This is a genomic window from Micromonospora zingiberis (genome assembly GCF_004331455.1).
Taxonomy (GTDB): domain Bacteria; phylum Actinomycetota; class Actinomycetes; order Mycobacteriales; family Micromonosporaceae; genus Micromonospora; species Micromonospora zingiberis.
Map to the genome: position 1 here is coordinate 160,037 of NZ_SJJR01000012.1, position 25,619 is coordinate 185,655.

A 25,619-nucleotide genomic window follows, 5' to 3' on the forward strand; every position below is an offset into this window, starting at 1 on the left:
GGGACAAGCCGCGCGGGAAGCCACCCTTCGCCGATGATATGTCCGGTCTATCCGGGCCAGGCCCAGTGCCCCAGCCCAGCCCAGCCCAGCCCGGCTCGGCCCAGCCCAGCTCGGCCCGGCTCGGCTCGACCCAGCCCGGCCCAGCTCGGCCCGGCCCCGCTCGGCCGGGCTGGCCGCCATGGGCTCGTTCGTCCTTGCAATCCCCATCTGGGTCGAAGGCGCCATGTCGTACCGATGGGTATGTCTGGGGGACAAAGGCCGCTTGTCCGGAAGGAGCGATATCGGCGGCGGCCGGAGACAACTGTCTCCGGCCGCCCGAGTTGCGTGGGTGGGTGTGGTGGCTACTGCTTGAGCATGTTGTCCAGCAGCAGCGCGCACCGGATCACGCCGAGGTGGCTGTACGCCTGCGGGTGGTTGCCCAGGCCGCGCTCGGCCAGCGGGTCGTACTGCTCGGGCAGCAGGCCGGTCGGACCGGCCGTGTCGACCATCTGGAGGAAGAGTTCCTCGGCATCGGTACGCCGGCCGGTGCGCAGGTACGCCTCGATCAGCCAGGACGTGCAGATGTGGAAGCCGCCCTCCCGGCCGGGCAGGCCGTCGTCCCAGTGGTAGCGGTAGACGACCGGGCCGCTGCGCAGATCCGCCTCGATCTTCAGCACGGTGGACAGGAAGCGCGGGTCGTCCCCGGGCAGCAGGCCGGACAGGCCGATCCAGAGCGAGGAGGCGTCCATGTCCTCGTCGCCGTACGCGACGCTGTACGCCTCGGCGTGCTCGTGCCAGCCGTACTCCAGCACGTTGGCGCCGATCCGGTCGCGCAGTTCCACCCACTCGGGGCGGTCCTCGCCGCCGTGCTGACGGACCACGTGCAGCGCGCGATCGACGGTCATCCAGCACATCACCTTGGAGAAGATGTGGTGCCGGGGTGGCAGGCGGGCTTCCCAGATGCCGTGGTCGGGTTCGTGCCAGCGGCGACGGACCGCCTCGACCATGTTCTCCAGCACCCGCCATTCCTCGGCGCGCACCGAGCCGCGTACGTCGGCGGTGGCCGCGATCAGGTCGGCGATCGGGCCGAAGACGTCCAACTGGAGTTGGTGGTTGGCGAGGTTGCCGACCCGTACCGGGCGGGAACCGGCGTACCCGGGCAGGGTGTCGATGACCGCTTCGGCACCCAGTTCGTAGCCGTCCACCGTGTAGAGCGGGTGCAGCCGTTCGGGGTGCCCGCCGGTGCGTTCGACGCACCCGTCGACCCAGCGTAGGAACGCCTCGGCCTCGGTGATCGAACCGAGGTCGACCAGGGCGCGAGCGGTCATCGCGGCGTCGCGCAGCCAGCAGTAGCGGTAGTCCCAGTTGCGGACGCCGCCGAGTTCCTCGGGAAGCGAGGTGGTCGCCGCGGCGAGGATCGAACCGGTCGCCTCGTGGCAGAGTCCGCGCAGCGTCAACGCGCTGCGGGCGACCAGGTCCCGGGCGGTGGTCGGCAGCCGCAGCGAGGCCACCCAGTCCTTCCAGGGGCGTTCGGCTGCGGCCTGCCGCTCGTGGATGGGCAGCCGGTGGTGTTCCAGGCTGTGCGTGCCGAAGCGCAGCTCCAGCACCACCTGCCCGCCGAGCGCGGCCAGGTCCACCACCGCCTTGGCGCTCTCGTAGCCGCCGTCGTTGCCGACCTCCCACTGCACGCCGGGGGAGTAGAGCGCGACCGGCTCGTTGGAGCCGAGCACCAGCAGACCGTCGGCGAGCGGCTGGAGCTGCACGGCGACCTGCGCGAACTCCGGCCGGGGGGCGAACTCCAGCCGGGCCCGACCGGTGCCGGTGAGCACCCGGATCAGGGTGGAGTCGCCGGAGATGATCGCCGGGCCGTCGGGGGTGGTCTTCGGGTCGGGCTTGTCGAGCCAGTCGGTGACCGTCAGCCCCGACCAGCGGGTCTCCACCGTCATGGTGCCCGAGCGGTAGCGCTGCCCCAGCGGAATGCCACCGCGTTCCGGGGCGACGCTGAAGTGCCCGGCCGGGCTGCCGCCGACCAGGTCGGCGAAGATCGCCGCCGAGTCGGGCTTGGGGTTGCACAGCCAGGTCACCTTGGCGTCGGGCGTGAGCAGTGCGACCGTACGCCCGTTGGCCAGCATCGAGTGCCGTTCGATCGGCACCGCGCGCTCGCCGAACAGCCAGTGTCGGCGGGTCTCCAGCAGTAGCCCGAGCGCCCGGGCCGCCTCGATCGGCTCGGCCACCCGGTAGTCGGCCCGGGTCTCACCGGGGCCGATCTTGATGCCGAGGTCCGGGCCGTGCAGGTTGCCGAAGGCGTTCTCGTCGGTGACGTCGTCGCCGATGAACAGCACCGCGCTGGCCGAGAGCTGGGTGCGCAGCTGGTCGACCGCGGTGCCCTTGTGGGTGGCCACCACGGACAGCTCGATGACTTCCTTGCCCTGGGTGACGGTGACGTCCGGCCAGGTGGCGGGGCCGCTGCGGACCGCCTCGATGGCCGCGGCGGCGATCTCGGGATCGACCCCACGGGTGTGTACGGCGACACTCGCCGGCTTGCGTTCGAGGCGTACGCCCGGATGGCTCGTGGCGATCTCGCGCAGCGCGTCGCGCAGTCGGGTCCGCACCGCGATCAGCTCGGGGGAGAGTCGCTCGACGAAGCCGATGTCGAACTCGGAGCCGTGGCTGCCGACCAGGTGGACCTCGCTGGGCAGCCGGGAGAGCGCGGCCAGGTCACGCAGCGCCCGGCCGGAGACCACCGCCACGGTGGTCTGCGGCAGCGCGGCCAGGGCGCGCACCGCGGCGACCGACTCCGGCAGGGGTACGGCCTTGCTGGGGTCTTCCACGATCGGCGCCAGGGTGCCGTCGTAGTCGCAGGCGACCAGCAGCTGGGGCACCCGGGCGATGCGCCCGATGGCGGACCGCAGCTCCGGGTCCATGCTGCCCGCCGTGGGCACGATGATCTCGTTGGAGGTGGCGCTCACGCCGCCTCCATGTCGGGCACACCGAGTTCGGTGAGGAAGGACTTTGCCCAGTGCCCCACGTCATGGGTGCGCAAATGGCGTTGCATTGTCCGCATACGGCGACGAGCCTCCGGCTTCTCCACATGCACGGCCCGTAGCAGAGCGTCCTTGACCGCGTCGGGGTCGTGCGGGTTGCACAGGAACGCCTGACGCAGCTCGGTGGCCGCGCCGGCGAACTCACTGAGTACGAGTGCGCCCCCGTGGTCCGCCCGGGACGCGACGTACTCCTTGGCCACCAGGTTCATACCGTCTCGCAGCGGGGTCACCATCATCACGTCGGCGGCGGCGTACATCGCAGCCAGTTCGGTCCGACTGTACGACTGATGCAGATAATGCACGGCCGGGACGCCGACCCGGCCGAATTCGCCATTAATCCGACCGACCTCGCGCTCGACCTTGACGCGAAGTGCCTGGTAGTGCTCGACGCGTTCGCGGCTCGGCGTGGCTACCTGCACCATAACAGCGTCGGGCACTGTCAACTTTCCGTCAGCCAGCAATTCGCGGAAGGCCTTGAGTCGCAACTCGATGCCCTTGGTGTAGTCGAGGCGGTCCACGCCCAGGATGATGGTGCGCGGGTTGCCCAGCTCCTCGCGGATCTCCTTGGCCCGGGCCTGGATCGCCGGGTCGGCGGCCAGCCGCTCCATCTCCTTGGTGTCGATCGAGATGGGGAAGGCGCCGGCCTTCACCTGGCGGCCGTCCACCTGGATCATCTGTCCCTCGTACCGCAGGCCGAGCAGGTGGCGGGCCAGCCGGACGAAGTTCTGCGCGGCCAGCCGCTGCTGGAACCCGACCAGGTCGGCGCCGAGCAGTCCGCGCAGGATCTCGGTGCGGAACGGCATCTGCATGAACAGTTCGATCGGCGGGAACGGGATGTGCAGGAAGAAGCCGATCCGCAGGTCGGGGCGCAGCTCGCGGAGCATCGCCGGCACCAGTTGGAGCTGGTAGTCCTGGACCCACACCGTGGCACCCTCGGCCGCGACCTCCGCCGCCGCCTCCGCGAACCGGGCGTTGACCAGCCGGTACGCCTCACGCCAGCGGCGCTTGTAGGCGGGCGTCTCGACGGCGTCGTGGTAGAGCGGCCAGATGGTGGCGTTGGACTGGCCCTCGTAGTAGCGCTCCAGTTCCTCGGCGCTCAACGGCACCGGGTGCAGCCGGATGCCCTCCAGGTCGAACGGCTCGGGCGCGGCACCGGTGCCGCCGGCCCAGCCGACCCAGGTGCCCCGGTGCTCGGCGAGTACGGGGTGCAGGGCGGTGACCAGCCCGCCGGGGCTGCGTCGCCACTGCCGTCCCTCGGGTGTGCTCACCTCGTCGACCGGTAGGCGGTTCGCCACAACGACAAAGGAGCTACGGACGGTCACGATCGGCCACCTCCGGGTTGCTGACGGGTCCACCGCGATGAGCGTACTGAGCGTAGCTGCGGCGTCTGTTGCTCAGTGCCGGAGTCACGTACCCGTCCCAGACCGACCGAACCTCGCACGTGATCATGCTGACAGGTCGCCGGCCCGGCGTCCGGGCAACCCCGCCAGCGGGCGGGGCGATGTGGGCATGGCCCGGTGGACCTGTCAGGATTGACGATGGCGTGCGCGCGGCCGGCTCCCGGTCGCGGCGGCGGGTGACGAAACGCCCCGCGCCCCGCACCACGCAAATCAGCGAACGAGTACCGACGGAGGTAGCCCGCACCGTGGCCCAGTTCATCTACGTCCTGGAAAAGGCGCGCAAGGCGCACGGCGACAAGGTCGTGCTCGACAACGTGACGCTGAACTTCCTGCCGGGGGCCAAGATCGGTGTGGTCGGCCCGAACGGTGCTGGTAAGTCCAGCCTTCTCAAGATCATGGCAGGCTGGGACCAGCCGAGCAACGGCGAGGCCCGGCTGATGCCCGGCTTCACCGTCGGCATGCTGGCCCAGGAGCCGCCGCTCAACGACGCCAAGACCGTCCTCGGCAACGTCGAGGAGGCGGTGGCGGAGACCAAGGCCAAGCTGGAGCGGTTCAACAAGATCGCCGAGCAGATGGCCACCGACTACTCCGACGAGTTGATGGAGGAGATGGGCAAGCTCCAGGAGGAGCTGGACCACGCCGACGCCTGGGACATCGACTCCAAGCTCGAACTGGCCATGGACGCCCTGCGCTGCCCGCCGCCGGACGCCGACGTCACCCAGCTCTCCGGTGGTGAGCGTCGCCGGGTCGCGCTGTGCAAGCTGCTGCTGGAGGCGCCCGACCTGCTGCTGCTCGACGAGCCCACCAACCACCTGGACGCGGAGAGTGTGCACTGGCTGGAGCAGCACCTGGCCAAGTACGCCGGCACCGTCGTCGCCATCACCCACGACCGGTACTTCCTGGACAACGTGGCCAACTGGATCCTCGAACTGGACCGGGGCCGGACCTACCCGTACGAGGGCAACTACTCCACCTACCTGGAGAAGAAGGCCGCCCGGCTGGCCGTCGAGGGGCGCCGGGACGCCAAGATGAAGAAGCGGCTGACCGAGGAGCTGGAGTGGGTCCGCTCCAACGCCAAGGCCCGGCAGACCAAGTCCAAGGCCCGCCTGGACCGGTACGACGAGATGGCCGCCGAGGCGGAGAAGACCCGCAAGCTGGACTTCGAGGAGATCCAGATCCCGCCGGGCCCGCGCCTGGGCAACACCGTCATCGAGGCGCACAACCTGACCAAGGGCTTCGGCGACCGGGTGCTGATCGACAACCTGTCGTTCTCGCTGCCGCGCAACGGCATCGTCGGCATCATCGGCCCCAACGGGGTCGGCAAGACCACCCTGTTCAAGACCATCGTCGGGCTGGAGGAGCCGACCAGCGGCTCGGTCCGGGTCGGTGAGACCGTCTCGCTGTCCTACGTCGACCAGAACCGGCAGGGTCTGGACGGCGACAAGACCGTGTGGGAGGTCGTCTCCGACGGGTTGGACCACCTCATGGTCGGCAAGGTCGAGATGCCGTCGCGGGCGTACATCGCCGCGTTCGGGTTCAAGGGCCCCGACCAGCAGAAGCCGACCAAGGTGCTCTCCGGCGGCGAGCGCAACCGGCTCAACCTGGCGCTCACGCTCAAGATCGGCGGGAACGTGATCCTGCTCGACGAGCCGACCAACGACCTGGACGTGGAGACCCTGTCCAGCCTGGAGAACGCGCTGCTGGAGTTCCCCGGCTGCGCCGTGGTGATCTCCCACGACCGGATGTTCCTGGACCGGGTCGCCACGCACATCCTGGCCTGGGAGGGCGACGACGAGGACCCGGCCAAGTGGTTCTGGTTCGAGGGCAACTTCGAGGCGTACGAGAAGAACAAGATCGACCGGCTCGGCGCCGAAGCGGCCCGGCCGCACCGGGTGACGTACCGCAAGCTGACCCGCGACTGATCGGCGGCCGATCGTCGTGGCTGACCGGTTTGTCTACCACTGCACCCTGCGGTGGTCCGACCTGGACGCGTACGGCCACGTCAACAACGCCCGCTTCCTCACCCTGTACGAGGAGGCCCGGGTGGCGTTGATGTTCGTCGGTGCCCGCGCACAGGGCGTCGACTCGTTCGCCGACGGAGTGGTGATCCGTCGGCACGAGGTCGACTACCTGCGCCCGGTCGACTACGCCCTGGGCCGGGCCACCGCCGAGGCGGCCCCCACCGTACGGATCGAACTCTGGGTGGAGCAGGTCCGCGCCGCCTCCTTCGCCATCGGTTACGAGATGTACGACGGCGAGCTGCTGGTGAGTCGGGCGCGCTCGGTCCTCGTCCCGTTCGACCTGGCCCAGCAGCTGCCCCGGCGACTCAGCGACCAGGAGCGCTCGTTCCTGCTCGGGTACGCCCCGGACGGCGGCGCGGCATGAGCGCGGGCGACGCTGCCGGCCAGCCGGATCCGGGCGCCCCGGGACACGGGATCGAGGGCATCGCCGACGCCGGGGCCTTCCTGGCCCGGCTGGTCCGGCTGGAGCCGGCCGCCCTGGTGCGGCTGCGCCCGGCCGGTGCGCCGGGGCGTACCGCCCTCTGGGCCCGGCTGCCCTGGGCGGTGCTGGCCGTGCGTACCGTCGCCGGGCCGGGAGCCGGGGACGTCACCGTCACGGCCGGAGAGTTGCTCGCCGAGCTGTCGGCGGGCCGGGCCCGGCTGCCCGCCGCGCGGGATGCCCAGTGGCGCTGGCCGCTGCCGCCGACGGCCAGCCGGCCGGTGGAGATCCTGCCGGGCGGGGAGCTGCGCCGGCTCGCCGACGCTGCCGCCGGCACCCTGCGGGAGGCCGCGACGCACGGCGTCGCCGGCCGGGCGGTGGGGCAGCGGGCGCTGCGCGACGCGCTGCTGGACCACGTCGCGGTGGTGGTCACGCCGGACGACGTGCCTGACCGTCCGGTGGAGGTGACCCAGCGGATGGTGCAGGGATTGGTCAGGATGGGGTTCCTCGGTCCCCCGGAGGGTTCGTCGGGCACCGACGAGGTGCGGGTACGGACGGCTGGTCGTTGGGTCGGGCTGGTGGGACCGTACGGAGCCGTCTGGTCGCAGAAGGCCACGGATCTTGTCGTACGGCCGTTTGCTGCTCGGCCGAAAGTATGACTACCTATCAACCTTCTGGTTTGGGGCTGGCGTTGGGGGGATGCTTCGTTCCGGCTGTCCGGGTACCGTCCATCCTCGGATCCAACCCACCGTAGGCGACTGGATCCGCTGGGGAGTGAGGTGCGCGAGCGATGCCGTGGTGGTCATGGCGCCCCGGTCCCGCCAGTGGCGGCGACCCGGGAACTCGAAGCAGGGTCACGGTGGAGGACGCCGTCCGAGTCGGGCCGCCGACGCCCCGCCAACCCGGGGACGACTGTCCGGGCGGGGAGCATCCGTTGATCGCCGACATGCCGGCGACCGTCGAACCGGTCACCCTGCGCCGCATCTGCGACGCGCTCGACCTGCTCGACGTCCGCTACCTCGCCGACGGGGACGGCAACCTGCTGGCCATGTGGGAGCGGCACGCCGTGCTGGTCACCCTGGAGGGCCCCGAGGACGAGATCCTGGTGCTCCGCGCCCGCCCGCACGCGACCGTGCCGCCGGACTGGGCCGACCGGGCCTACCGGGTGGTCAACGAGTGGAACCACACCCGGCGCTTCTGCAAGGCGTACGTGGGCGACGCCACCGAGCGGGGACAGCTGCCGATCTACGCCGAGTTGCAGGTGCCGCTCGCCGCGGGTACCCACGACGCGCTCCTGGTCGAGTTGCTGGACTGTGGAGCGGCCGTCGCCACGAGCTTCGTCGACTGGTTGCACGACGAGGGCGCCCTGCTCTGACGGGCGCCCCGGTGTACCGGGTCGTGGCCGACCCCGAGGCTGTCGGGTGGTCCGTGCGGCTACCCCGAGACGGCCGGGTCCTCCATCGCGTTCACCATGAAGTATGCCGCCCGCTCCAGGTAGTTCCAGAGTTCGGTGGCGGTCGCCGCCGGCAGGTCGAGGCTGTCGACCGCGCGGCGCATGTGGCGCAGCCAGGCGTCACGTTCGGCCCCGCCGATCCGGAACGGTGCGTGCCGCATCCGCAGCCGGGGGTGCCCCCGTTGCGCGGAGTACGTGTTCGGGCCGCCCCAGTACTGCATGAGGAACAGCCGCATCCGGTCGGCGGCCGGCCCCAGATCCTCGGGATACATCGGGCGCAGCAGCGGGTCGGTGGCGATGCCGGCGTAGAACTCGTCGACCAGCTTGCGGAACGTGGGCTCGCCGCCGACGGCGTCGTACAGCGTCACCGCCTCGCCGCGGGATTCGGACTCACCTGCGGGATTCACGCTCCCATCCTGCCAGGCGCGGCCGACCGGTGACCGGGCCGGGACGTGCCGGGCCCGGTGGTTCAGGTCACCGCGTGCCGGGGCCGGTGGTTCAGGTCACCGCGTGCCGCGGCCGGCCCCCACCGATGTTCCCCGGGCCCGGATCGTCCGGCGGAGCCGGCGGCGTGGCCGCACCCGCAGGGCTCAACTGGGCTGCTCGGACGGTGGCATCCACCGTCTGCGGGTCGGGCCAGCGTCGGGCGACGATCGCCATCAGCACCACCCCGGCGGCGCTCCACAGCCCCACCACCAGCGGGATCGGGTAGCGCTCGGCGAGCAGGCCGGTCGTCAGTACCGCCGCACCCTGGATGACCTGGATGCCGGTGGCCATCACGCCGAAGGCCCGGGCCCGGAAGCCGTGCGGCAGCGCCCGGATGAAGAGGCCGTTCGCCACCGGCAGGATGCCGGCGACCGCGAACCCGCAGGCGGCGGCGAGCAACGCCACCACCGCTGGCGGCGGATCGAGCAGCGCGGGCACCAGGACCAGCGGCGCGAGCACCGCCAGGGGACGTAGCAGGGCGAGCCGCCGGGCCGGCGCGACCGCCCGCCCCATCAGCAGCCCGCCGAGAATGAACCCCACCGGGTTGGACGCCATGATCAGGGCCTGGGCCATGCCCGCGTGCATCCCGGCGTCGGCGCGCTCGTTCGCCCAGGCCGCCGCCAGCCCTTCGGGGACGATGGAGAACAGCATGGCGCCGAAGACGAGTACCGCGATCGCCCGCAGTACCGGGGTACGGAAGACCAACCGGAACCCGTCGGCGGTCTCCCGAAGCAGATGACTGCGGTGCCCGCTGGTCATCGCCGGCGCCCGGTTACGGGTCCCGAAGCGGACGAGTACCGCCGAGACGGCGAAGGCAGCCGCGTTCATCAGCAGCGCGGCGGTGGTGTTGACGGTCGCCACCGCGGCGCCGAGCAGGTAACCGACCACCTGGGCGGCCTGCCCGACGCTGGCGTTGATCGAGAGCCCGACGACGAGTCGGTCGCCGGGCAGGATCAGCGGCATCAGCGCGGATCGCGCCGCCTGGCTCGGTGGGTTCGCCAGGGTGGTGGCGAACAGGAGGGCCAGGATCACCGGCACCGGCATCCCCGGGATGGCGATGAGCAGCATCAGCGCCATCCGGATGAGATCGCAGACCACCATGACCTGGCGGTAGCGGTGCCGTTCGGCGATCGTGGCCAGCAGTGGCCCGCCGATCAGCCAGGGCAGGTAGCTCACCGCGAAGGCAGCGGCCGAGAGCGCGACGGATTCGGTCTCCCGGTAGACGAGCAGAGTGACCGCTGCCTTGGCGACGTAGTCGCCGATCCAGGTCAACGTGTTGGCCAGGAAGATGGCTCGGTACTCACCCTGGGCGAAGACCTCACGGAAGGTGGCCGGACCTTCCGGAGGAGGCCGCTCCTCCGACACCATCGCCTCCATCGTCCGGTGGCAGGCCACTCGTGATGGCCGCCCCGAGACCATCGTCAGATCTACGAATCAGCGAGGACGTGACCACGCTCGGGGAGCGCGTGCACCGGATTCTGCCCGATCGTCTGACAACTGGCTAGGGCGAACGGTTGGATCGTCGCATCTCCGACTGAACGAACGGACGATACCCGAGGGGCTGCACGGCCGCGACCCCCCACCGTTCTGCTCAGGTGGCGCCACCCTGACCGGTCTCGTTGTCGTCCCGGTTGTACGCACCCGGCAGGACCCGACCGGCCGCGATCCGGGCGGTGATCCCCGAGTTCTCCAGCGCCTCGGCGAGCCGGCGGCGCAACTCGCGGGACACCGCGGACTGCCCGTCGGCGGTGGTCTTGGCCACCGTACGGATCACCGTGCCGTCCACCGTTATCTGCTCCACACCCAGCACCTCGGGCGGCTCGACGATCGACGGCGCCAACTCCGGATCCACCGCGACCGAGGTGGCGGCGGTACGCAGCACCGCCGTGGCCTCCTCGGTGCTGGCGAAGCCGATCGGCAGGTCGACCACCACCAGGGCCCAACCCTGGCTCTTGTTGCCCACCCGGACGACCTCGCCGTTGCGGATGTACCAGAGCACCCCCCGCCCGTCACGGACGGTGGTGACCCGTAGGCCGACCGCCTCGACCACGCCGCTCGCCTCGCCGAGGTCGACGTTGTCGCCGACCCCGTACTGGTCCTCGATCAACATGAACAACCCGGCGATCAGGTCCTTGACCAGGCTCTGCGCCCCGAAGCCGAGCGCCACACCGGCGATGCCGGCGCTGGCCAGCAGCGGTGCCAGGTCGAAACTGAACTCCTTGAGCACCATCAGTACGGCGATACCGAAGACGAACGCGGTGCTCAGGCTGCGCAGTACCGAACCGATCGCCTCGGCGCGTTGCCGGCGTCGCTCCGGAATGAACTCGCCGGGCTCGGTGGCCGCGCTCGGGATGCGTTCGCGCAGCGGGCGGAGCATGGTCGGCACGCCCGCGTCGGTGGTGGTGCGCACCAGCCGGCGGATCGTGCGTTGCACCAGCCACCGGGCGGCGATCGCCAGCAGCAGGATCAGGGTGATCCGCAGCGGCTTGATCAGAATCCAGTAGCTGCCCTCGGCGAACCACACCGAACCGGTCAGGTCGTACGCCCACTCGCAGAGGCTCAGGCTCTCTTCGATGCACTCCGGGCTGGGGGTGTCCTCCGGGCCTGGCGGGGGCGTGGCAGGGGCGGGGCTGAGCATGCTGACGGTCACCCTGTTTTCGTACCGCAACCCTCCGGTCGCCCGGCGACCGACCCACCGGCGGGTGACGGCGGCGGCCCGGCGCCGATCGCTCGCGAAAGCTTCGCCAGGTACCCAGGATTAGTGCGTGCATTCGCCGGTCCGATCAGGGACGATTGGCGCAACGGACGTCGGTGATCCGGCCGGCGTCGACGTGGTGTACGGCCGTGGCCGGCACCGGTCGGCGGTGGCGAGTGTGATAGCCGCTTGACCGGGAGGGTGACGCGATGCCTGACATACGACCCACGGTGGGCTCCGGCGCGCTGGTCCTCAACGCCACCTATGAGCCGCTGTGTGTCGTGTCGGTGCGTCGCGCCGCGATCCTCGTGCTCTCCGCGAAGGCGGTCTGTGTCGCCGACGGCGAAGGCATCCTGCACAGCGCCCGAAACGCGCTGCCGGTGCCCTCGGTCGTCCGGCTCACCCGGTTCGTCCGGGTGCCGTACCGTACCCACGTTGGTTTGTCCCGTCGGGCGATCTTCGCCCGGGACGGCTGGCGGTGCGCCTACTGTCGGGGTCCGGCCGAGACGATCGACCACGTCTTCCCGCGCAGCCGGGGCGGTCCGCACGCCTGGGAGAACGTGGTCGCCGCCTGCGCCAGGTGCAACCACACCAAAGGCGACAAGACCCCGGCCGAGCTGGGTTGGCGGCTGCACTCGCTGCCCGCCGCGCCGAAGGGAATCGCCTGGCGGGTCCTCGGCCACCGGGCACCCGACCCCCGCTGGGCCGACTGGCTCGACCTCCGCGAACCCGAAGCCGCCTGACCGCCCGGAGCGGATCGGGCTACCCGCGACCAGATCACCGAGCCTCCACCAACGAGGCGAAGACGATCACGTTGTCCGCGTAGCCGGTCTCACCCCCCACCCAACGCCCACCGCAGGTGATCAGCCGTAGCTGGGGGCGGGTGAAGTCGCCGAAGACCTCGTCGGCGGGCAGCGCCTCCTTGTCGTACCGGCCAGCGCGGTCGACCTCGAAGACCGCCACCGAGCCGTCCGAGCGGGCCACCTCGACCCGGTCGCCGGCGCGCAGCTGCCGCAGGTTCTGGAAGACCGCCGGGCCGGTGCTGGTGTCGACGTGGCCGACGATGACGGCGGGACCGTACTGCCCCGGGGTCGGGCCCTGGTCGTACCAGCCGGCCTCCTGGGCGCGTTCCGCGGTGGGCGCGGCGATGCTGCCGTCCGGGGCGACGCCCACGTTGTGCACGGGTGCGGCCAGTCGGATCTTGTTGATCTCGATGCCGACCGGTTGGCTCGCCGGCAGCACCGGAAACTTCTTCGGTGGCGGCGCCAACCCGGCGATGAAGCGGTCCGGCAGCAGACCGATCCCGGTCATCCGCTCGACCCCGAGCATCGTGATGATCAGCAGCATCAGCGTGCCGATCACCAGCACGGGCAGCCCAGGGCCGGCGCGGATGCCGTGTCGGGCCGCTGCCGACCAGGCGTGGCGCGGGCGTGGCGGCAGCGGCGCGACCGACGGGTCGGGCGTGGCGACGCTGGCCGAACCCATCTGTACGGTGATCCGGCCCAGCCGGCCCGCCGCGGCGGTCACCCTCCGCCAGACACGCGAGGTCCGGCGGGTGGCAGTCCGAGGCGGGGCCGGACGCGGCTCGGGCACCGGTACGCGGTGGCCGATCATGGCATCCGCTGGGTCAGGAGTTGGTCCGGCGTCGGCTGGTGATCAGCCCGAAGACCACCGCTGCGGCCACCACCGACGCGCCACCGAGCAGCAGCGTCGAGCCCGTGCTCCGCCCGGCGGTGCCACCGCCACCGGTCGCCGGACCCTTGGTGGGCTGCTGCATGTTCAGTACGGTCAGCGTGGTGCTGGCCGTCTGGCCGTTGTTGCAGCGCAGGTGCACCGGATAGTCCCCGGCCGCCTTGTCCCCGGGGACCGTGACGTCGCCGGTGAGGAAGCCGTTGTCCGGCCGGAGGAAGACCCGGTTGAACGCGTCCGAGTCGACCTCGGCCTGTCGGTTGTTGGCGTTGTCACAACTGGCCCGCAGGTGCACCCGGGATCCGGCCTGCACGCTGTTCGGCGTCACTTCGATGAAGGTGTTCTCGCCGGCTCGGGCGGGTGCCGCGCCGACCAGGACGAACGCCCCGATCAGTGCGAATACGCCGAGCAGTCGGACGATGGTCGAAGGCGCGTGGAGTACGCCTCCGTACGGTCGCAGACCCCGCATGATCCTCCCTCCCGGCACCGGTGCACCGGTCCTGCTGGGGCGACCCGCGGTGCTTTCCCCCTGCTCCCGCCGCTAACCCGGCGCGGCCTCCTGGCGCCGCTCGCCGTGCTCGCGCGCCGTGCTCGCCGTGCTCGCGCGCCGTGCTCGCCGTGCTCGCGCGCCGTGCGTGCCGTGGTCGCTGTGCGAGGAGCGGGTGTTAAGAAGGGGCCCTTCCTCTACCGGAGGCGTTAACAGGGGGCCCTTCCTTCACCCGCGTCAGCGGGTGCCAGGCGAGCGGGGTGGAGAGCACCATCGTGCTCGACGGCTGGCCGTACGGGGCGAGTCGGTCGATCACCCCCTCGAACTCCCCGATCGAGCCGGCCGCGACCTTCAGCACACTGCACGCGTCACCGGTGATCCGGTGGATCTCCAGGATCTCCGGCCAGTTGGCGATCTCCGGGTCGTGCAGGATGCACCGGGGGCCATAGCAGGACATCCGGATCAGCGCGACCACCGTGCGGCCCGCCCGGGTCAGGTCGACGTGAGCGTGGTAGCCGGTGATCACCCCGGTCTCCTCCAGCCGGCGTACCCGCTCGGCCACCGCAGGTGGGGAGAGGTGCACCCGGCGGGAGAGCTCGCTGAACGACAACCGTGCGTCGGCCTGCAACTCGCGGAGCAGGGCCCAATCCATCTCGTCCACCCGCCGACCTTACGTCTGACAGGGCGAACGCGGCCAGCGCCTTACGTTCGGCAGGTCAACCCCGCCGAGCCCCGTTGAAGAGGCATTCCATCCGGGGCTGACGCCGAGAGATCATGAGTCAATCGCCAGCCAGGAAGGAGTGGACGGATGGAGCAGACCGAGCTGCGCCCGGGAAACCGGACGGCGGTACGTCCGATCACCGGCCGGCAGCGCGCGGCCCGAGCCGCCCGTAACGGCGGCGAGCCGACGCTGGAGTTCGCCGAGCGGGTGCCGTACGACGCCTATGTGCAGGCCAGCACGCTGCACCGGCTGCAAACGCCGCTGAGCAGCGATCCGGGCGAGATGTCCTTCCTGATGGTCAGCCAGATCATGGAGCTGTACTTCGGGCTGACCTGCCACGAGCTGCGCGAGACGTCCCGGCTGCTGCGCGACGACCGGATCTGGGATGCGCTGGCCCCGCTGCGCCGGGCCGCGCTGCACCTGGAGGGCCTCAACGCCGCCTGGCGGGGACTGCGCTGGATGACCCCGGCCGACTTCAACCGCTTCCGCAACCTGCTCGGCGAGGGCTCCGGCTTCCAGTCGGCAATGTACCGCCACCTGGAGTTCCGGCTCGGGCTGCGGGACCCGGCGCTGATCCGGCCGTTCCGCCGGCAGACCGAGGTGCACGCCGAACTGACCGCGGCCCTGGCCACCCCGAGCGTCTGGGACGAAGTGCTCGCCCTGCTCGCCCGGCACGGGCACGACCTCCCCGCCGAACTGCTCGACCGGGACGTGACCAGCGAACACGAGCCGCACCCGGCGGTCGAGGCGGCCTGGGTACGGATCTACGGCGACCCCGGGCCGGACAACCACCTGCGGCTGCTCGGCGAGGCGTTGACCGAGGTGGCCGAGCAGTTCGGCGACTGGCGGCACCACCACATCAAGGCGGTGCAGCGCACCATGGGTGCCAAGGTCGGCAGTGGTGGTTCGGCCGGCCTGGCCTGGCTACAGCGCAGCATGGCCCGGGTGGTCTTCCCCGAGCTGTGGTCGGCCCGGACAGCGATGTGAGGTGACAATGAACGCCACGGAGCATGAGGCCCACCGCCTGGACGCCGCCGACGCCGGTCACCGGCACCTGTTCCACGTGCCGCCGGCCGACGGCGGGCGCTATCCCGAAACCGCTTACCTGGCGGGCAACTCGCTCGGCCTGCAACCGAAGGCCACCCGCACCGAGTTGCTGGCCGACCTGGACGCCTGGAGCCGACTCGGCGTCGAGGGGCACCTGGAGGCGGAACGCCCCTGGTTGCCGTACCACGAGCTGTTGACGGCGCCGGCCGCCCGACTGGTCGGCGCCCGGCCCACCGAGACCGTGGTGATGAACTCGCTGACGGTCAACCTGCACCTGCTGATGGTCAGCTTCTACCGGCCGACCGGCGCGCGGACCCGGATCGTCATCGAGGACAGCGCCTTCCCGTCGGACAGCTACGCGGTGCGCAGCCAGGCCCGGTTCCACGGGCTGGACCCCGACACCACCGTGGTCCGGCTGACCCCACGGGCCGGCGAGGAGAACCTGCGCACCGAGGACGTCACCGCGTTCCTGGCGGCGGAGGGACACACCGTCGCGCTGGTCCTGCTCGGCGGGGTCAACTACCTCACCGGCGAGCTGATGGACATCCCGACGATCACCGCCGCCGGCCGGGCCGCCGGGGCCGTCGTCGGCTGGGACCTGGCGCACGCGGCGGGCAACGTGCCGCTGTCGCTGCACGACTGGGACGTCGACTTCGCGGCCTGGTGCTCGTACAAGTACCTCAACTCCGGGCCCGGCGCGCTGGCCGGGGTCTTCGTGCACGAACGGCATCACGGCGACCCCACGCTGCCCCGGTTCGAGGGCTGGTGGAGCACGGCGGCGGCCACCCGGTTCGAGATGACCCCGATGAGCCGGCCGCCGGCCACCGTCGAGGCGTGGCAGATCTCCAACCCACCGATCTACGCGATGGGCCCGGTCCGTACCTCGCTGGAACTGTTCGACTCGGTCGGGATGCCGGCGCTGCGCGAGCGCAGTCTGCGGCTCACCGGCTACCTGGAACGGCTGCTCGACGTGGTGACCGCCGACCGGCCGTTGACCGTGGTCACCCCGCGCGATCCGCACCGGCGGGGCTGCCAGCTGTCGGTACGCATCGGCGCGGGCAGCGCCAACGAGCTGACCAAGCGGCTGCGGTACGAGCACGGGGTGATCGCCGACGCCCGGGAGCCGGACGTCGTCCGGTTCGCCCCGGTGCCGCTCTACTCGACGTACCACGACTGCTGGCGAGTCGCCGACGCGCTGGCCGCCACCGTGGAGCGGCAGGCGTGAGCGCGAGGAGTGCAGCGCAGCGGAGCCCCGCAGTCGCGAACGAAAGGCTTGTTCCGATGAGCGCGAGGCGGGCCGCACAGCCCCGACCGGAAGGCAGGCAGCGCTGATGGAGACCCGGCACGACGAGATCGCGGTGGTGGGCGCCGGCCTGGCCGGCTGTCTGCTGGCCTGCTTCCTGGCCCGGCGGGGTCATCCGGTGGCGCTCTACGAGCGGCGACCCGATCCGCGTACCGGAACCGCCGAGCGGGGCCGCTCGATCAACCTGGCGCTCTCCGAGCGGGGCCTGGACGCGCTGCGCCGCATCGGGCTCGACGAGCAGGTGATGGCCGACGCGCTGCCGATGCGCGGCCGGATGGTGCACCCGGTGGTGGGCGAGCCGGGCTTCCAGCCGTACAGCGTGGACGGTGACCGGGCGATCAACTCGATCAGCCGGGGCGCGCTGAACAACGCCCTGCTGGAGGCCGCCGCCAAGCTGCCGCAGGTGCGGATCGCCTTCGACCACCGGCTGGTCGGGCTCGACCCGGACACCGGGGCGATGACCTTCGAGACCCCGCAGGGCACGGTCACCGCGAACGCCAAGGTCGTGCTCGGCACCGACGGCGCCGGCTCGGCGGTACGCGGACAACTGCTCGCCCACGGCCTGCTCACCGAGAGCGTCGACTTCCTCGACTACGGCTACAAGGAACTCACCATCCCGCCGCTGGGTGGGGAATTCGCCCTCGACCCGGGCGCACTGCACATCTGGCCGCGCGGCACCTCGATGATGATCGCCCTGCCCAACCCCGACCGCTCCTTCACCTGCACGTTGTTCTGGCCCACCCACGGCACTGCCAGCTTCGCGTCGCTGGGCAGTGCGGCGGCGATCGAGCAGCACTTCGCCCAGCACTACCCGGACCTGCCGCCGCTGGCCCCGAACCTGGTCGACGACTACCAGCACAACCCGGTCGGCGTACTCGGCACGGTGCGGTGTGACCCGTGGCAGGTCGACGGGCGGGTGGGCCTGCTCGGCGACGCCGCGCACGCCATCGTGCCCTTCTACGGTCAGGGCGCGAACTGCGCCTTCGAGGACGTGGTCGAGCTGGACCGCTGCCTGGACGAGTGCGCCGACGACTGGGCGATGGCGCTGCCGCTGTTCCAACGACGCCGGCAGGACAATGCCGAGGCGATCGCCCAGATGGCGTTGGCCAACTTCGTGGAGATGCGCGACAAGGTCGCCTCGCCGGTGTTCCGGACCCGCAAGAAGATCGAGCACGCGCTGGAGCGGGCCCTGCCCGGCCACTACGTCTCCCAGTACGAGTTGGTCTCCTTCTCCACCGTCCCGTACGCGCAGGTGCGGCGCCGGGTCCGCCGGCAGTACCAGGTACTCGGGGCGGTGGCGGCCGGCGCGGCGGCGGTGCTGGCCGGTGCGGTGCTGGCGTTCGGACGTGGGAGGCGAGGATGACGCTCTGGGATCCCCGGCTGATGACCGGCCACGCGCCGGACGGCCCCGGGCTGCTGCGCAACTTCGTGGGCGGCGAGTTCCACGACGCCGGCAGCCGGTTCACCAAGCGCAGCCCGGTGACCGGCGAACCGGTCTTCGAGGTGGTCGAGGCGAGCTGGTCCACGGTGGACGACGCGGTGGCCGCCGCCCGCGCGGCACTGCGCGGGCCGTGGGGCCGGATGGGGGAGCGGGAGCGCGCCGAGGTGCTGCGGCGGGTCGCCGACGAGCTGGAACGCCGTTTCGACGACCTGGTGGCCGCCGAGGTCGCCGACACCGGCAAGGCCATCTCGCAGGCCCGCACCCTGGACATCCCGCGTGGCGCCGCCAACTTCCGGGCCTTCGCCGAGATCGTGGCGACCGCGCCGACCGAGTCGTTCACCACGGTCACCCCGACCGGCGGCCGGGCGCTCAACTACGCGGTCCGCAAACCGGTCGGCGTGGTAGCCGTCATCGTGCCGTGGAACCTGCCGCTGCTGCTGCTCACCTGGAAGGTCGCCCCCGCCCTGGCCTGCGGCAACGCGGTGGTGGTCAAGCCCAGCGAGGAGACCCCCGCCTCGGCCACGCTGCTCGCCGAGGTGATGGCCGCGGCCGGCGTACCCGACGGCGTGTTCAACCTGGTGCACGGCTTCGGCCCGGACTCGGCCGGGGAGTTCCTCACCCGGCATCCGGGTGTCGACGCGATCACCTTCACCGGTGAGTCCGCCACCGGCGGGGCCATCATGCGGGCCGCCGCCGACGGGGTGAAGGCGGTCAGCTTCGAACTGGGCGGCAAGAACGCCGGTCTGGTCTTCGCCGACGCCGACCTGGACGCGGCGGTCGCCGGCTCGGTGCGGTCCAGCTTCACCAACGGCGGCCAGGTGTGCCTCTGCACCGAGCGGATCTACGTGCAGCGGCCGGTGTTCGAGGAGTTCACCGCCCGGCTGGCCAAGCGGGCCGACGAGTTGGCGTACGGCTGGCCGGCCGACGAGGCGACGGTGAACATGCCGCTGATCTCGCACGCCCACCGGGACAAGGTGCTCGGTCACTACGAACTGGCCCGGACCGAGGGCGCGCAGGTGCTCGCCGGTGGTGGGACGCCCCGCTTCGGTGACGCCCGCGACGGCGGCGCGTACGTGCAGCCGACCGTGCTGACCGGGCTCGGACCGGAGGCCCGGACGAACACCGAGGAGATCTTCGGCCCGGTGGTGCACGTCGCGCCGTTCGACACCGAAGACGAGGCGTACGCGCTGGCCAACGGCACCGAGTACGGCCTGGCGGCGACGGTCTGGACCCGGGACGTGGGCCGGGCGCACCGGGCCGGACTGCGGCTGGACGCCGGCATCGTCTGGGTCAACACCTGGTTCCTGCGCGACCTGCGTACCCCGTTCGGCGGGGTGAAGGCCTCCGGCATCGGCCGCGAGGGCGGCGTGCACTCGCTCGACTTCTACTCCGAACTCACAAACGTCTGCGTGGACCTGACATGACTGACATCGCGTCGGCGGCCCAGGAACTGGCTGCGGCCCGGGAGCACGGCAAACCCTGTCCACCGTTGCGCGGGCGGCTGCTACCGGAGGGGGACGTCGAGTCCGCGTACCGGGTGCAGCAGCTCCAGGTACGCGAGTGGCTGGCCGCCGGACAGCGCCGGGTGGGCGCGAAGATCGGGCTGACCTCCCGGGCGGTGCAGGAGAACCTCGGCGTGTACGAGCCGGACTTCGGCGTACTCACCGACACGATGGCGGCGCCCGACGGCGCCGAGGTGGCGATCGACCGGCTGTTGCAGCCGCGCGTCGAGGCGGAGGTGGCGTTCGTGCTCAGCGCCGACCTGCCCGACGATCGGGTCACCACGGTCGACCTGCTGCGCGCCGTCGATCACCTGCTGCCGGCCATCGAGATCGTCGACTCGCGGGTCGCCGGCTGGGACATCTCCATCGTGGACACCGTGGCGGACAACGCCTCCAGCGGGCTGTTCGTGCTCGGTACCACGCCGCGCCGGATCGCCGACGTGGACCTGCGGCTGTGCGGGATGGTCCTGGAGCACGCCGGCGAGCCGGTGTCGGTCGGTGCCGGGGCGGCCTGCCTGGGCAACCCGTTGCACGCGCTGGCCTGGCTGGCCGGCACTATGGCCCGCGCCGGTGACCCGCTGCGCGCCGGTGACGTGGTGCTCTCCGGCGCACTGGGCCCGATGGTGCCGGTGACGCCCGGCGCGGCGTACGAGGCCCGGATCTCCGGCCTCGGCTCGGTGCGGACCTGTTTCTCCCGGGAGGCTTCATGAGCGTCGGTGTGGCGGTGATCGGGTCGGGCAACATCGGCACCGACCTGATGATCAAGGTGCTGCGGCTCAGTGAGCGGCTGCGGATGGTGGCGATGGCGGGCATCGACCCGGCCTCCGACGGCCTGGCCCGGGCCCACCGGCTCGGCGTGGCGACCACCGCGAAGGGAGTCGACGGGCTGGTGGCGATGCCCGAGTTCGCCGACGTCGAGCTGGTCTTCGACGCCACCTCGGCCGGTGCGCACCGGCACCACGACGCCGTGCTGCGCGCCCACGGTCGCCGGGTGGTCGACCTGACCCCGGCCGCCGTCGGCCCGTACGTGGTGCCACCGGTCAACCTGGACGAGCACCTGGCCGAGCCGAACGTCAACATGGTCACCTGCGGCGGCCAGGCGACCGTGCCGATCGTCGCCGCGGTCCGCCGGATCACCCCGGTGGCGTACGGCGAGATCGTCGCCTCGATCGCCTCCCGCTCGGCCGGTCCGGGCACCCGCGCCAACATCGACGAGTTCACCGAGACCACGGCCCGGGCGATCGAGGTGGTCGGCGGCGCCGACCGGGGCAAGGCCATCATCGTGCTCAACCCGGCCGAGCCGCCGCTGCTGATGCGCGACACCGTCTACTGCCTCTGCCCCGACCCGGACGCCGACCGGGCCGCCATCGCCGCCTCGGTCGCCGAGATGGTGGCCGCCGTGCAGGCGTACGTCCCGGGTTACCGGCTCAAGCAGGACGTGCAGTTCGACCGGGTGGACACGTACCTGCCGAGCCTGGGCCGGCAGCTGACCGGCCTCCAGGTCTCGGTCTTCCTGGAGGTCGCCGGCGCCGGGCACTACCTGCCCGCGTACGCCGGGAACCTGGACATCATGACCTCGGCCGCGCTGCGTACCGCGGAGCGGCTGGTTTCGGTGGGGAGGCAGCGATGACGGAGCTGTACATCCAGGACGTGACGCTGCGCGACGGCATGCACGCCATCGCCCACCGCTACACCGTCGACCAGGTCCGCACCATCGCCGCCGCGCTGGACGCCGCCGGGGTGGCCGCCATCGAGGTGGCGCACGGCGACGGCCTGGCCGGATCCAGCGTCAACTACGGCCACGGCGCGGCCAGCGACGCCGAATGGATCGCGGCGGCGGCCGAGGTGCTGACGGACGCGAAGCTGACCACCCTGCTGCTGCCCGGCATCGGCACCATCGCCGACCTGAAGGCGGCCAAGGCGCTCGGCGTGACCAGCGTCCGGATCGCCACCCACTGCACCGAGGCGGACATCTCCGCCCAGCACATCTCCTGGGCCCGGGAGAACGGCATGGACGTGGCCGGCTTCCTGATGATGTCGCACATGAACGACCCGGCCGGGCTGGCCGCGCAGGCCAAGCTGATGGAGTCGTACGGAGCACACTGCGTCTACGTCACCGACTCCGGTGGCCGGCTGCTGATGTCCGACGTGGCGCAGCGGGTCGACGCGTACCGGCAGGTGTTGGAACCGGGCACGCAGATCGGCATCCACGCCCACCACAACCTGTCCCTCGGCGTGGCCAACAGCGTGGTCGCCGTAGAACACGGCCGCATCGCCGGTGCCGGGCCGGTCGGTTCGCCGTCCGGGCGTACCGTCCGGGTGGACGCCTCACTGGCCGGGATGGGCGCCGGGGCCGGTAACGCGCCGCTGGAGGTCTTCGTCGCGGTCGCCGAACTGCACGGCTGGAAGCACGGCTGCGACGTGTTCGCGCTGATGGACGCCGCCGACGACATCGTCCGCCCGCTCCAGGACCGGCCGGTCCAGGTCGACCGGGAAACCCTCTCCCTGGGCTACGCCGGGGTCTATTCGAGCTTCCTGCGGCACGCCGAGCGTGCCTCGGCCCGGTACGGCGTGGACGTCCGCTCGATCCTGGTCGAGTTGGGTCGGCGGCGGATGGTCGGCGGCCAGGAGGACATGATCGTCGACGTGGCGCTGGACCTGGCCGGTGCCGGTGAGCCGACCGCCACCCCACGAACCGAGGAGAAGTCATGACCGGCCCAGATCTCGCGGGCCTCGCCGAGCAGTTGGGCCGGGCCGCCGACGATGTCACCGCGATCCCGCAGCTCGCCGCCGAGACCGGCCTCGACGTCGACGCCGCGTACGCGGTGCAGGCCGCGCTCGTGCAGCGTCGACTGGGCCGCGGCGAGCGGCTGGTCGGCCTGAAGATGGGGCTGACCAGCAAGGCGAAGATGGCGCAGGTCGGCGTGGACGAGGTGATCTGGGGTCGGCTCACCGACCTGATGCGGGTGCCCGACGGCGGCACGGTCGACGTGTCGCGCTTCATCCACCCCCGGGTCGAGCCCGAGGTGGCGTTCCTGCTGGACCGGCTGCCCGAGCCCGGCGAGCCGGTCGGCGACTTCACCGACGCGGTACGCGCGGTCGCCCCGGCGATCGAGCTGATCGACTCCCGGTACGCGAACTTCCGCTTCTCGCTGCCCGACGTGATCGCCGACAACACCTCGGCCGGCGCGTTCGTGGTCGGGCCGTGGTCGCCGGTGCCGGACGGGCTGGAGAACCTCGGCGTGCTGCTGGAGGTCGACGGCCGGGTGGCGCAGGTCGGCTCGACGGCGGCCATCCTCGGCGATCCGCGCCGGGCGCTGGACGAGGGCATCCGGCTGGCCGGGCGGCACGGGGTGCGGTTGCGCGAGGGCTGGGTGTTCCTGGCCGGCGCCGCCACGGCCGCGGTGCCGCTGCGTGCGGGTGCTCAGGTGCGGGCGGTCGTGGAGAAGCTGGGCAGCGCTTCGCTTCGGGCGTCGTCGTGATGGCGCGGGTCGCGGTGGTGGGGGGCGCGGTGGTGGAGGGCGCGGCGGTGGGGGTTCCGGGCAGCCCACCCGGCTCCGGGCGGTCAGGCTTGATCCCTGCGCCGGGTGGGCTGCCCGGAACCCTTGACGTGGTCGGCATCGGCGCTTCGCTGCCGGGTGGGTGGGGGTCTGATGTGGTCGGGGTCCGGGTCTGGCTGCCGGGGGTGTTGTGGCATGGGCGTTGAGGGGGCGCGGGTGGTGGCGGGGAAGGCCGTTCCTCGGGGGGCGTTCCCGCACGTCAAGGTCGCGGGCGGCTTCGTCTTCGTGTCCGGTACGTCGTCGCGGCGGCCGGACAACAGCTTCGCCGGTGTGTCGGTGGACGAGTTCGGTACGACGGACCTGGACATCCGGGTGCAGACCCGCGCGGTGATCGAGAACATCGGCGATCTGCTGCGCTCGGTCGGCGCCGAGCTGTCCGACCTGGTGCAGGTGACGTCGTACCTGGTCAACATGAACGATTTTGGTGGATACAACGAGGTGTGGGCGGAGTTCTTCGACGCCACCGGGCCGACCCGGACGACCGTGGCCGTGCACCAGTTGCCGCACCCGCACCTGCTGATCGAGATGCAGGCCGTGGCCCTGCTGTCCAGAGGAGGTCAGTCGTGAGTGAGATCGCCGAGCCGTTCAGCTTCCCGGGCTGGATCGCCGAGAACCAGCACCTGCTCAAGCCCCCGGTGGGCAACAAGGAGATGTTCCCCGGCTCCGACGACTTCATCGTGATGGTGGTCGGCGGGCCCAACCAGCGCACCGACTTCCACGTCGACCCGTACGAGGAGTTCTTCTACCAGGTCAAGGGCAACATGCACATCAACCTGATGACCCCGGAGGGTCCGCGTACGGTGCACGTACGCGAGGGACAGATGTGGATGCTGCCGCGCAACGTCCCGCACTCGCCGCAGCGGCCGGAGCCCGGCTCGATCGGCGTGGTGGTCGAGCGGGTCCGTCCGGAGGGGACGCTGGAGAAGTTCCAGTGGTACTGCCCCGAGTGCGGGCACCGGGTGCACGAGGTCGAGTTGCAGGTGCGCGACATCGCCGCCGACCTGCCCCCGGTCTTCGGCGCGTTCTACGCCGACGAGGCGGCCCGCACCTGCGACAACTGCGGCACGCTGCACCCGGGCAAGGGCTGATGGCCCAGCCGTTGCCGAGTCCCGTGGTGGACGTGCACACGCACGTCGTACCGAAGGGGTGGCCGGACCTGGCCGTCGCGTGCGGCGGGTCCGGCTGGCCCTGGCTGCGGGTCGACTCGGAGCGCGCCGCCATGATCATGGTTGGCGAGACCGAGTTCCGGCCGGTCGGCGCGCAGTGCTGGGACGCGCCGACCCGGCTGGCCGACATGGCCGCCGACGGTGTCGACGTGCAGTTGGTCTCGCCCACCCCGGTCTTCTTCGGCTACGACCGCCCAGCCGACCAGGCGGTGAAGGTGGCCCGCATCTTCAACGACCTGACCCTGGAGGTCACCGCGGCCGGCGGTGACCGGCTGCTGCCGTTCTGCCAGGTGCCGTTGCAGGACCCGGAGGCGGCCTGCGCCGAACTGGACCGCTGCCTGGCGGCCGGTCACGTCGGCGTCGAAATCGGCAACCACGTCGGCGACCGGGATCTGGACGACGCGGGCATCGTGACGTTCCTGACCCACTGCGCGCAGGTCGGCGCCCCGGTCTTCGTCCACCCGTGGGACATGCCCGGCGGCCCCCGGCTGGACCGGTGGATGGCCCGCTGGCTCACCGGAATGCCCGCCGAGACCCACCTGTCGGTGCTGTCGATGATCCTCGGTGGCGTCTTCGACCGGGTGCCCCCGACGCTGCGGATCTGCTTCGCCCACGGCGGCGGCAGCTTTCCGTTCTGGCTGGGGCGCGCCGACAACGCCTGGCACCGCCGCGGCGACCTGGTACGCGGCGCCTCCACCGCACCGCCCAGCTCCTACGTCGACCGCTTCTACGTCGACTCGGTGGTCTTCTCGCCGCCCGCGCTGCGCCTGCTGGTCGACACCATGGGCGCGGACCAGGTGCTGCTCGGCAGCGACTACCCGTACCCGCTGGGCGAGCGCCCGGTCGGCCAGGTCGTCCACGACGCCGACTTCCTCACCGACACCCAACGCACCGCCCTGCTCTCCGCCAACGCCCTGCGCTTCCTGCACGGCTGACCCCCCTACCCCAACGCCGCCCGCGCCACCCGCCCGCGCCACCCGCCCGCGCCACCCGCCCGCGCCACCCGCCCGCGCCACCCGCCCGCGCCACCCGCCCGCGCCACCCGCCCGCGCCACCCGCCCGCGCCACCCGCCCGCGCCACCCGCCCGCGTCACCCGCCCGCGTCACCCGCCCGCGTCACCCGCCCGCGTCACCCGCCCGCGTCACCCGCCCGCGTCACCCGCCCGCGTCACCCGCCCGCGTCACCCGCCCGCGTCACCCGCCCGCG

The 25,619-nt window shown here is 71.7% G+C and carries 24 protein-coding genes; 16 read left to right on the forward strand and 8 right to left on the reverse strand.

The window, feature by feature from the left end; all coding sequences use genetic code 11:
- Nucleotides 1-341 precede the first annotated feature (341 nt).
- Together otsB and E0H26_RS18770 are read right to left on the reverse strand one after the other, a co-directional pair.
- Nucleotides 342-2,903: a trehalose-phosphatase gene (otsB, locus tag E0H26_RS18765; RefSeq protein ID WP_131305355.1), complete on the reverse strand. Its 2,562-nt coding sequence runs from the start codon at nucleotides 2,901-2,903 to the stop codon at nucleotides 342-344.
- Nucleotides 2,904-2,944: 41 nt separating this feature from the next.
- Entirely contained in the window at nucleotides 2,945-4,345 is a 1,401-nt protein-coding gene (locus E0H26_RS18770) for an alpha,alpha-trehalose-phosphate synthase (UDP-forming) (protein WP_131305289.1), read from the reverse strand.
- 323 nt (nucleotides 4,346-4,668) lie between these two features.
- On the opposite strand from E0H26_RS18770, the gene ettA reads away from it, so the two are divergent.
- The 4 genes from ettA to E0H26_RS18790 all read left to right on the forward strand — a co-directional run bounded on the left by ettA (nucleotide 4,669) and on the right by E0H26_RS18790 (nucleotide 8,237).
- Nucleotides 4,669-6,345 (forward strand): energy-dependent translational throttle protein EttA, encoded by a 1,677-nt coding sequence (gene ettA / locus E0H26_RS18775; protein ID WP_131305291.1) that lies wholly within the window; start codon nucleotides 4,669-4,671, stop codon nucleotides 6,343-6,345.
- Between the two features lie 16 nt (nucleotides 6,346-6,361).
- Nucleotides 6,362-6,808 (forward strand): acyl-CoA thioesterase, encoded by a 447-nt coding sequence (locus E0H26_RS18780; RefSeq protein ID WP_131305293.1) that lies wholly within the window; start codon nucleotides 6,362-6,364, stop codon nucleotides 6,806-6,808.
- Complete coding sequence (locus tag E0H26_RS18785; RefSeq protein WP_131305295.1) at nucleotides 6,805-7,521, forward strand: DUF8185 domain-containing protein; 717 nt, start codon at nucleotides 6,805-6,807, stop codon at nucleotides 7,519-7,521. The genes E0H26_RS18780 and E0H26_RS18785 overlap by 4 nt, the downstream gene beginning before the upstream one ends.
- Nucleotides 7,522-7,652: 131 nt before the next feature.
- Nucleotides 7,653-8,237 (forward strand): type III secretion system chaperone family protein, encoded by a 585-nt coding sequence (locus E0H26_RS18790; RefSeq protein WP_131305297.1) that lies wholly within the window; start codon nucleotides 7,653-7,655, stop codon nucleotides 8,235-8,237.
- Between the two features lie 59 nt (nucleotides 8,238-8,296).
- On the opposite strand, the gene E0H26_RS18795 is transcribed toward E0H26_RS18790, so the two are convergent.
- The 3 genes from E0H26_RS18795 to E0H26_RS18805 all read right to left on the reverse strand — a co-directional run bounded on the left by E0H26_RS18795 (nucleotide 8,297) and on the right by E0H26_RS18805 (nucleotide 11,439).
- Nucleotides 8,297-8,722, reverse strand: coding sequence for a globin (locus tag E0H26_RS18795; protein ID WP_131305299.1), 426 nt, complete (start codon nucleotides 8,720-8,722; stop codon nucleotides 8,297-8,299).
- A gap of 91 nt (nucleotides 8,723-8,813) precedes the next feature.
- Nucleotides 8,814-10,169, reverse strand: coding sequence for an MFS transporter (locus E0H26_RS18800; RefSeq protein ID WP_131305301.1), 1,356 nt, complete (start codon nucleotides 10,167-10,169; stop codon nucleotides 8,814-8,816).
- Between the two features lie 223 nt (nucleotides 10,170-10,392).
- Nucleotides 10,393-11,439, reverse strand: a complete 1,047-nt coding sequence (locus E0H26_RS18805) for a mechanosensitive ion channel family protein (RefSeq protein WP_240742262.1) — start codon at nucleotides 11,437-11,439, stop codon at nucleotides 10,393-10,395.
- A gap of 266 nt (nucleotides 11,440-11,705) precedes the next feature.
- Here E0H26_RS18805 and E0H26_RS18810 point away from each other — a divergent pair, with 266 nt between their 5' ends.
- A complete protein-coding gene (locus E0H26_RS18810) occupies nucleotides 11,706-12,239 on the forward strand; it encodes an HNH endonuclease (protein ID WP_131305305.1) in 534 nt (177 codons plus the stop codon).
- A gap of 34 nt (nucleotides 12,240-12,273) precedes the next feature.
- Here the strand turns inward: E0H26_RS18810 and E0H26_RS18815 are convergent, their stop codons facing one another.
- The 3 genes from E0H26_RS18815 to E0H26_RS18825 form a co-directional block, all read right to left on the reverse strand.
- Entirely contained in the window at nucleotides 12,274-13,110 is an 837-nt protein-coding gene (locus E0H26_RS18815; RefSeq protein ID WP_131305307.1) for a class F sortase, read from the reverse strand.
- Between the two features lie 13 nt (nucleotides 13,111-13,123).
- Complete coding sequence (locus E0H26_RS18820) at nucleotides 13,124-13,654, reverse strand: hypothetical protein (RefSeq protein ID WP_240742258.1); 531 nt, start codon at nucleotides 13,652-13,654, stop codon at nucleotides 13,124-13,126.
- A gap of 196 nt (nucleotides 13,655-13,850) precedes the next feature.
- A complete protein-coding gene (locus E0H26_RS18825; RefSeq protein WP_131305309.1) occupies nucleotides 13,851-14,333 on the reverse strand; it encodes an Lrp/AsnC family transcriptional regulator in 483 nt (160 codons plus the stop codon).
- A gap of 147 nt (nucleotides 14,334-14,480) precedes the next feature.
- Between E0H26_RS18825 and E0H26_RS18830 the strand changes: the two genes are divergently transcribed.
- The 11 genes from E0H26_RS18830 (at nucleotide 14,481) to E0H26_RS18880 (ending at nucleotide 25,347) form a co-directional block, all read left to right on the forward strand.
- On the forward strand, nucleotides 14,481-15,380 hold the full coding sequence (locus E0H26_RS18830) for a tryptophan 2,3-dioxygenase (protein ID WP_131305311.1): 900 nt from the start codon (nucleotides 14,481-14,483) through the stop codon (nucleotides 15,378-15,380).
- A gap of 7 nt (nucleotides 15,381-15,387) precedes the next feature.
- Nucleotides 15,388-16,665 (forward strand): kynureninase, encoded by a 1,278-nt coding sequence (gene kynU / locus E0H26_RS18835; RefSeq protein WP_131305313.1) that lies wholly within the window; start codon nucleotides 15,388-15,390, stop codon nucleotides 16,663-16,665.
- Nucleotides 16,666-16,771: 106 nt separating this feature from the next.
- A complete protein-coding gene (locus tag E0H26_RS18840; RefSeq protein WP_131305315.1) occupies nucleotides 16,772-18,106 on the forward strand; it encodes an FAD-dependent oxidoreductase in 1,335 nt (444 codons plus the stop codon).
- A gap of 20 nt (nucleotides 18,107-18,126) precedes the next feature.
- Nucleotides 18,127-19,608, forward strand: a complete 1,482-nt coding sequence (locus tag E0H26_RS18845) for a 2-hydroxymuconic semialdehyde dehydrogenase (RefSeq protein WP_131305358.1) — start codon at nucleotides 18,127-18,129, stop codon at nucleotides 19,606-19,608.
- A complete protein-coding gene (locus E0H26_RS18850) occupies nucleotides 19,605-20,396 on the forward strand; it encodes a 2-keto-4-pentenoate hydratase (protein WP_131305317.1) in 792 nt (263 codons plus the stop codon). The genes E0H26_RS18845 and E0H26_RS18850 overlap by 4 nt, the downstream gene beginning before the upstream one ends.
- Complete coding sequence (locus tag E0H26_RS18855) at nucleotides 20,393-21,316, forward strand: acetaldehyde dehydrogenase (acetylating) (protein ID WP_131305319.1); 924 nt, start codon at nucleotides 20,393-20,395, stop codon at nucleotides 21,314-21,316. The genes E0H26_RS18850 and E0H26_RS18855 overlap by 4 nt, the downstream gene beginning before the upstream one ends.
- Nucleotides 21,313-22,398: a 4-hydroxy-2-oxovalerate aldolase gene (gene dmpG / locus E0H26_RS18860; RefSeq protein WP_131305321.1), complete on the forward strand. Its 1,086-nt coding sequence runs from the start codon at nucleotides 21,313-21,315 to the stop codon at nucleotides 22,396-22,398. The genes E0H26_RS18855 and dmpG overlap by 4 nt, the downstream gene beginning before the upstream one ends.
- Complete coding sequence (locus tag E0H26_RS18865) at nucleotides 22,395-23,168, forward strand: 2-keto-4-pentenoate hydratase (protein ID WP_131305323.1); 774 nt, start codon at nucleotides 22,395-22,397, stop codon at nucleotides 23,166-23,168. Before dmpG ends, E0H26_RS18865 begins: the two co-directional genes overlap by 4 nt.
- Nucleotides 23,169-23,381: 213 nt before the next feature.
- Complete coding sequence (locus E0H26_RS18870; RefSeq protein ID WP_131305325.1) at nucleotides 23,382-23,813, forward strand: RidA family protein; 432 nt, start codon at nucleotides 23,382-23,384, stop codon at nucleotides 23,811-23,813.
- Nucleotides 23,810-24,334, forward strand: coding sequence for a 3-hydroxyanthranilate 3,4-dioxygenase (locus E0H26_RS18875; RefSeq protein ID WP_131305327.1), 525 nt, complete (start codon nucleotides 23,810-23,812; stop codon nucleotides 24,332-24,334). Before E0H26_RS18870 ends, E0H26_RS18875 begins: the two co-directional genes overlap by 4 nt.
- An 11-nt stretch (nucleotides 24,335-24,345) precedes the next feature.
- The gene (locus E0H26_RS18880; RefSeq protein WP_206025226.1) at nucleotides 24,346-25,347 is read left to right on the forward strand and encodes an amidohydrolase family protein; all 1,002 of its coding nucleotides are present in this window, start codon (nucleotides 24,346-24,348) and stop codon (nucleotides 25,345-25,347) included.
- Nucleotides 25,348-25,619: the final 272 nt, after the last annotated feature.

Bases quoted from the DNA above. Each gene is read 5' to 3' on its own strand.
- otsB (WP_131305355.1), bottom strand. From the start codon at position 2,903: ATGGACCCGGAGCTGCGGTCCGCCATCGGGCGCATCGCCCGGGTGCCC.
- E0H26_RS18800 (WP_131305301.1), bottom strand. From the start codon at position 10,169: ATGGTGTCGGAGGAGCGGCCTCCTCCGGAAGGTCCGGCCACCTTCCGT.
- E0H26_RS18850 (WP_131305317.1), top strand. From the start codon at position 19,605: ATGACTGACATCGCGTCGGCGGCCCAGGAACTGGCTGCGGCCCGGGAG.
- E0H26_RS18815 (WP_131305307.1), bottom strand. From the start codon at position 13,110: ATGATCGGCCACCGCGTACCGGTGCCCGAGCCGCGTCCGGCCCCGCCT.
- E0H26_RS18830 (WP_131305311.1), top strand. From the start codon at position 14,481: ATGGAGCAGACCGAGCTGCGCCCGGGAAACCGGACGGCGGTACGTCCG.
- E0H26_RS18870 (WP_131305325.1), top strand. From the start codon at position 23,382: ATGGGCGTTGAGGGGGCGCGGGTGGTGGCGGGGAAGGCCGTTCCTCGG.
- E0H26_RS18785 (WP_131305295.1), top strand. From the start codon at position 6,805: ATGAGCGCGGGCGACGCTGCCGGCCAGCCGGATCCGGGCGCCCCGGGA.
- E0H26_RS18820 (WP_240742258.1), bottom strand. From the start codon at position 13,654: ATGCGGGGTCTGCGACCGTACGGAGGCGTACTCCACGCGCCTTCGACC.
- kynU (WP_131305313.1), top strand. From the start codon at position 15,388: ATGAACGCCACGGAGCATGAGGCCCACCGCCTGGACGCCGCCGACGCC.
- E0H26_RS18805 (WP_240742262.1), bottom strand. From the start codon at position 11,439: ATGCTCAGCCCCGCCCCTGCCACGCCCCCGCCAGGCCCGGAGGACACC.
- E0H26_RS18865 (WP_131305323.1), top strand. From the start codon at position 22,395: ATGACCGGCCCAGATCTCGCGGGCCTCGCCGAGCAGTTGGGCCGGGCC.
- E0H26_RS18790 (WP_131305297.1), top strand. From the start codon at position 7,653: ATGCCGTGGTGGTCATGGCGCCCCGGTCCCGCCAGTGGCGGCGACCCG.
- E0H26_RS18840 (WP_131305315.1), top strand. From the start codon at position 16,772: ATGGAGACCCGGCACGACGAGATCGCGGTGGTGGGCGCCGGCCTGGCC.
- E0H26_RS18845 (WP_131305358.1), top strand. From the start codon at position 18,127: ATGACCGGCCACGCGCCGGACGGCCCCGGGCTGCTGCGCAACTTCGTG.
- E0H26_RS18810 (WP_131305305.1), top strand. From the start codon at position 11,706: ATGCCTGACATACGACCCACGGTGGGCTCCGGCGCGCTGGTCCTCAAC.
- E0H26_RS18855 (WP_131305319.1), top strand. From the start codon at position 20,393: ATGAGCGTCGGTGTGGCGGTGATCGGGTCGGGCAACATCGGCACCGAC.
- dmpG (WP_131305321.1), top strand. From the start codon at position 21,313: ATGACGGAGCTGTACATCCAGGACGTGACGCTGCGCGACGGCATGCAC.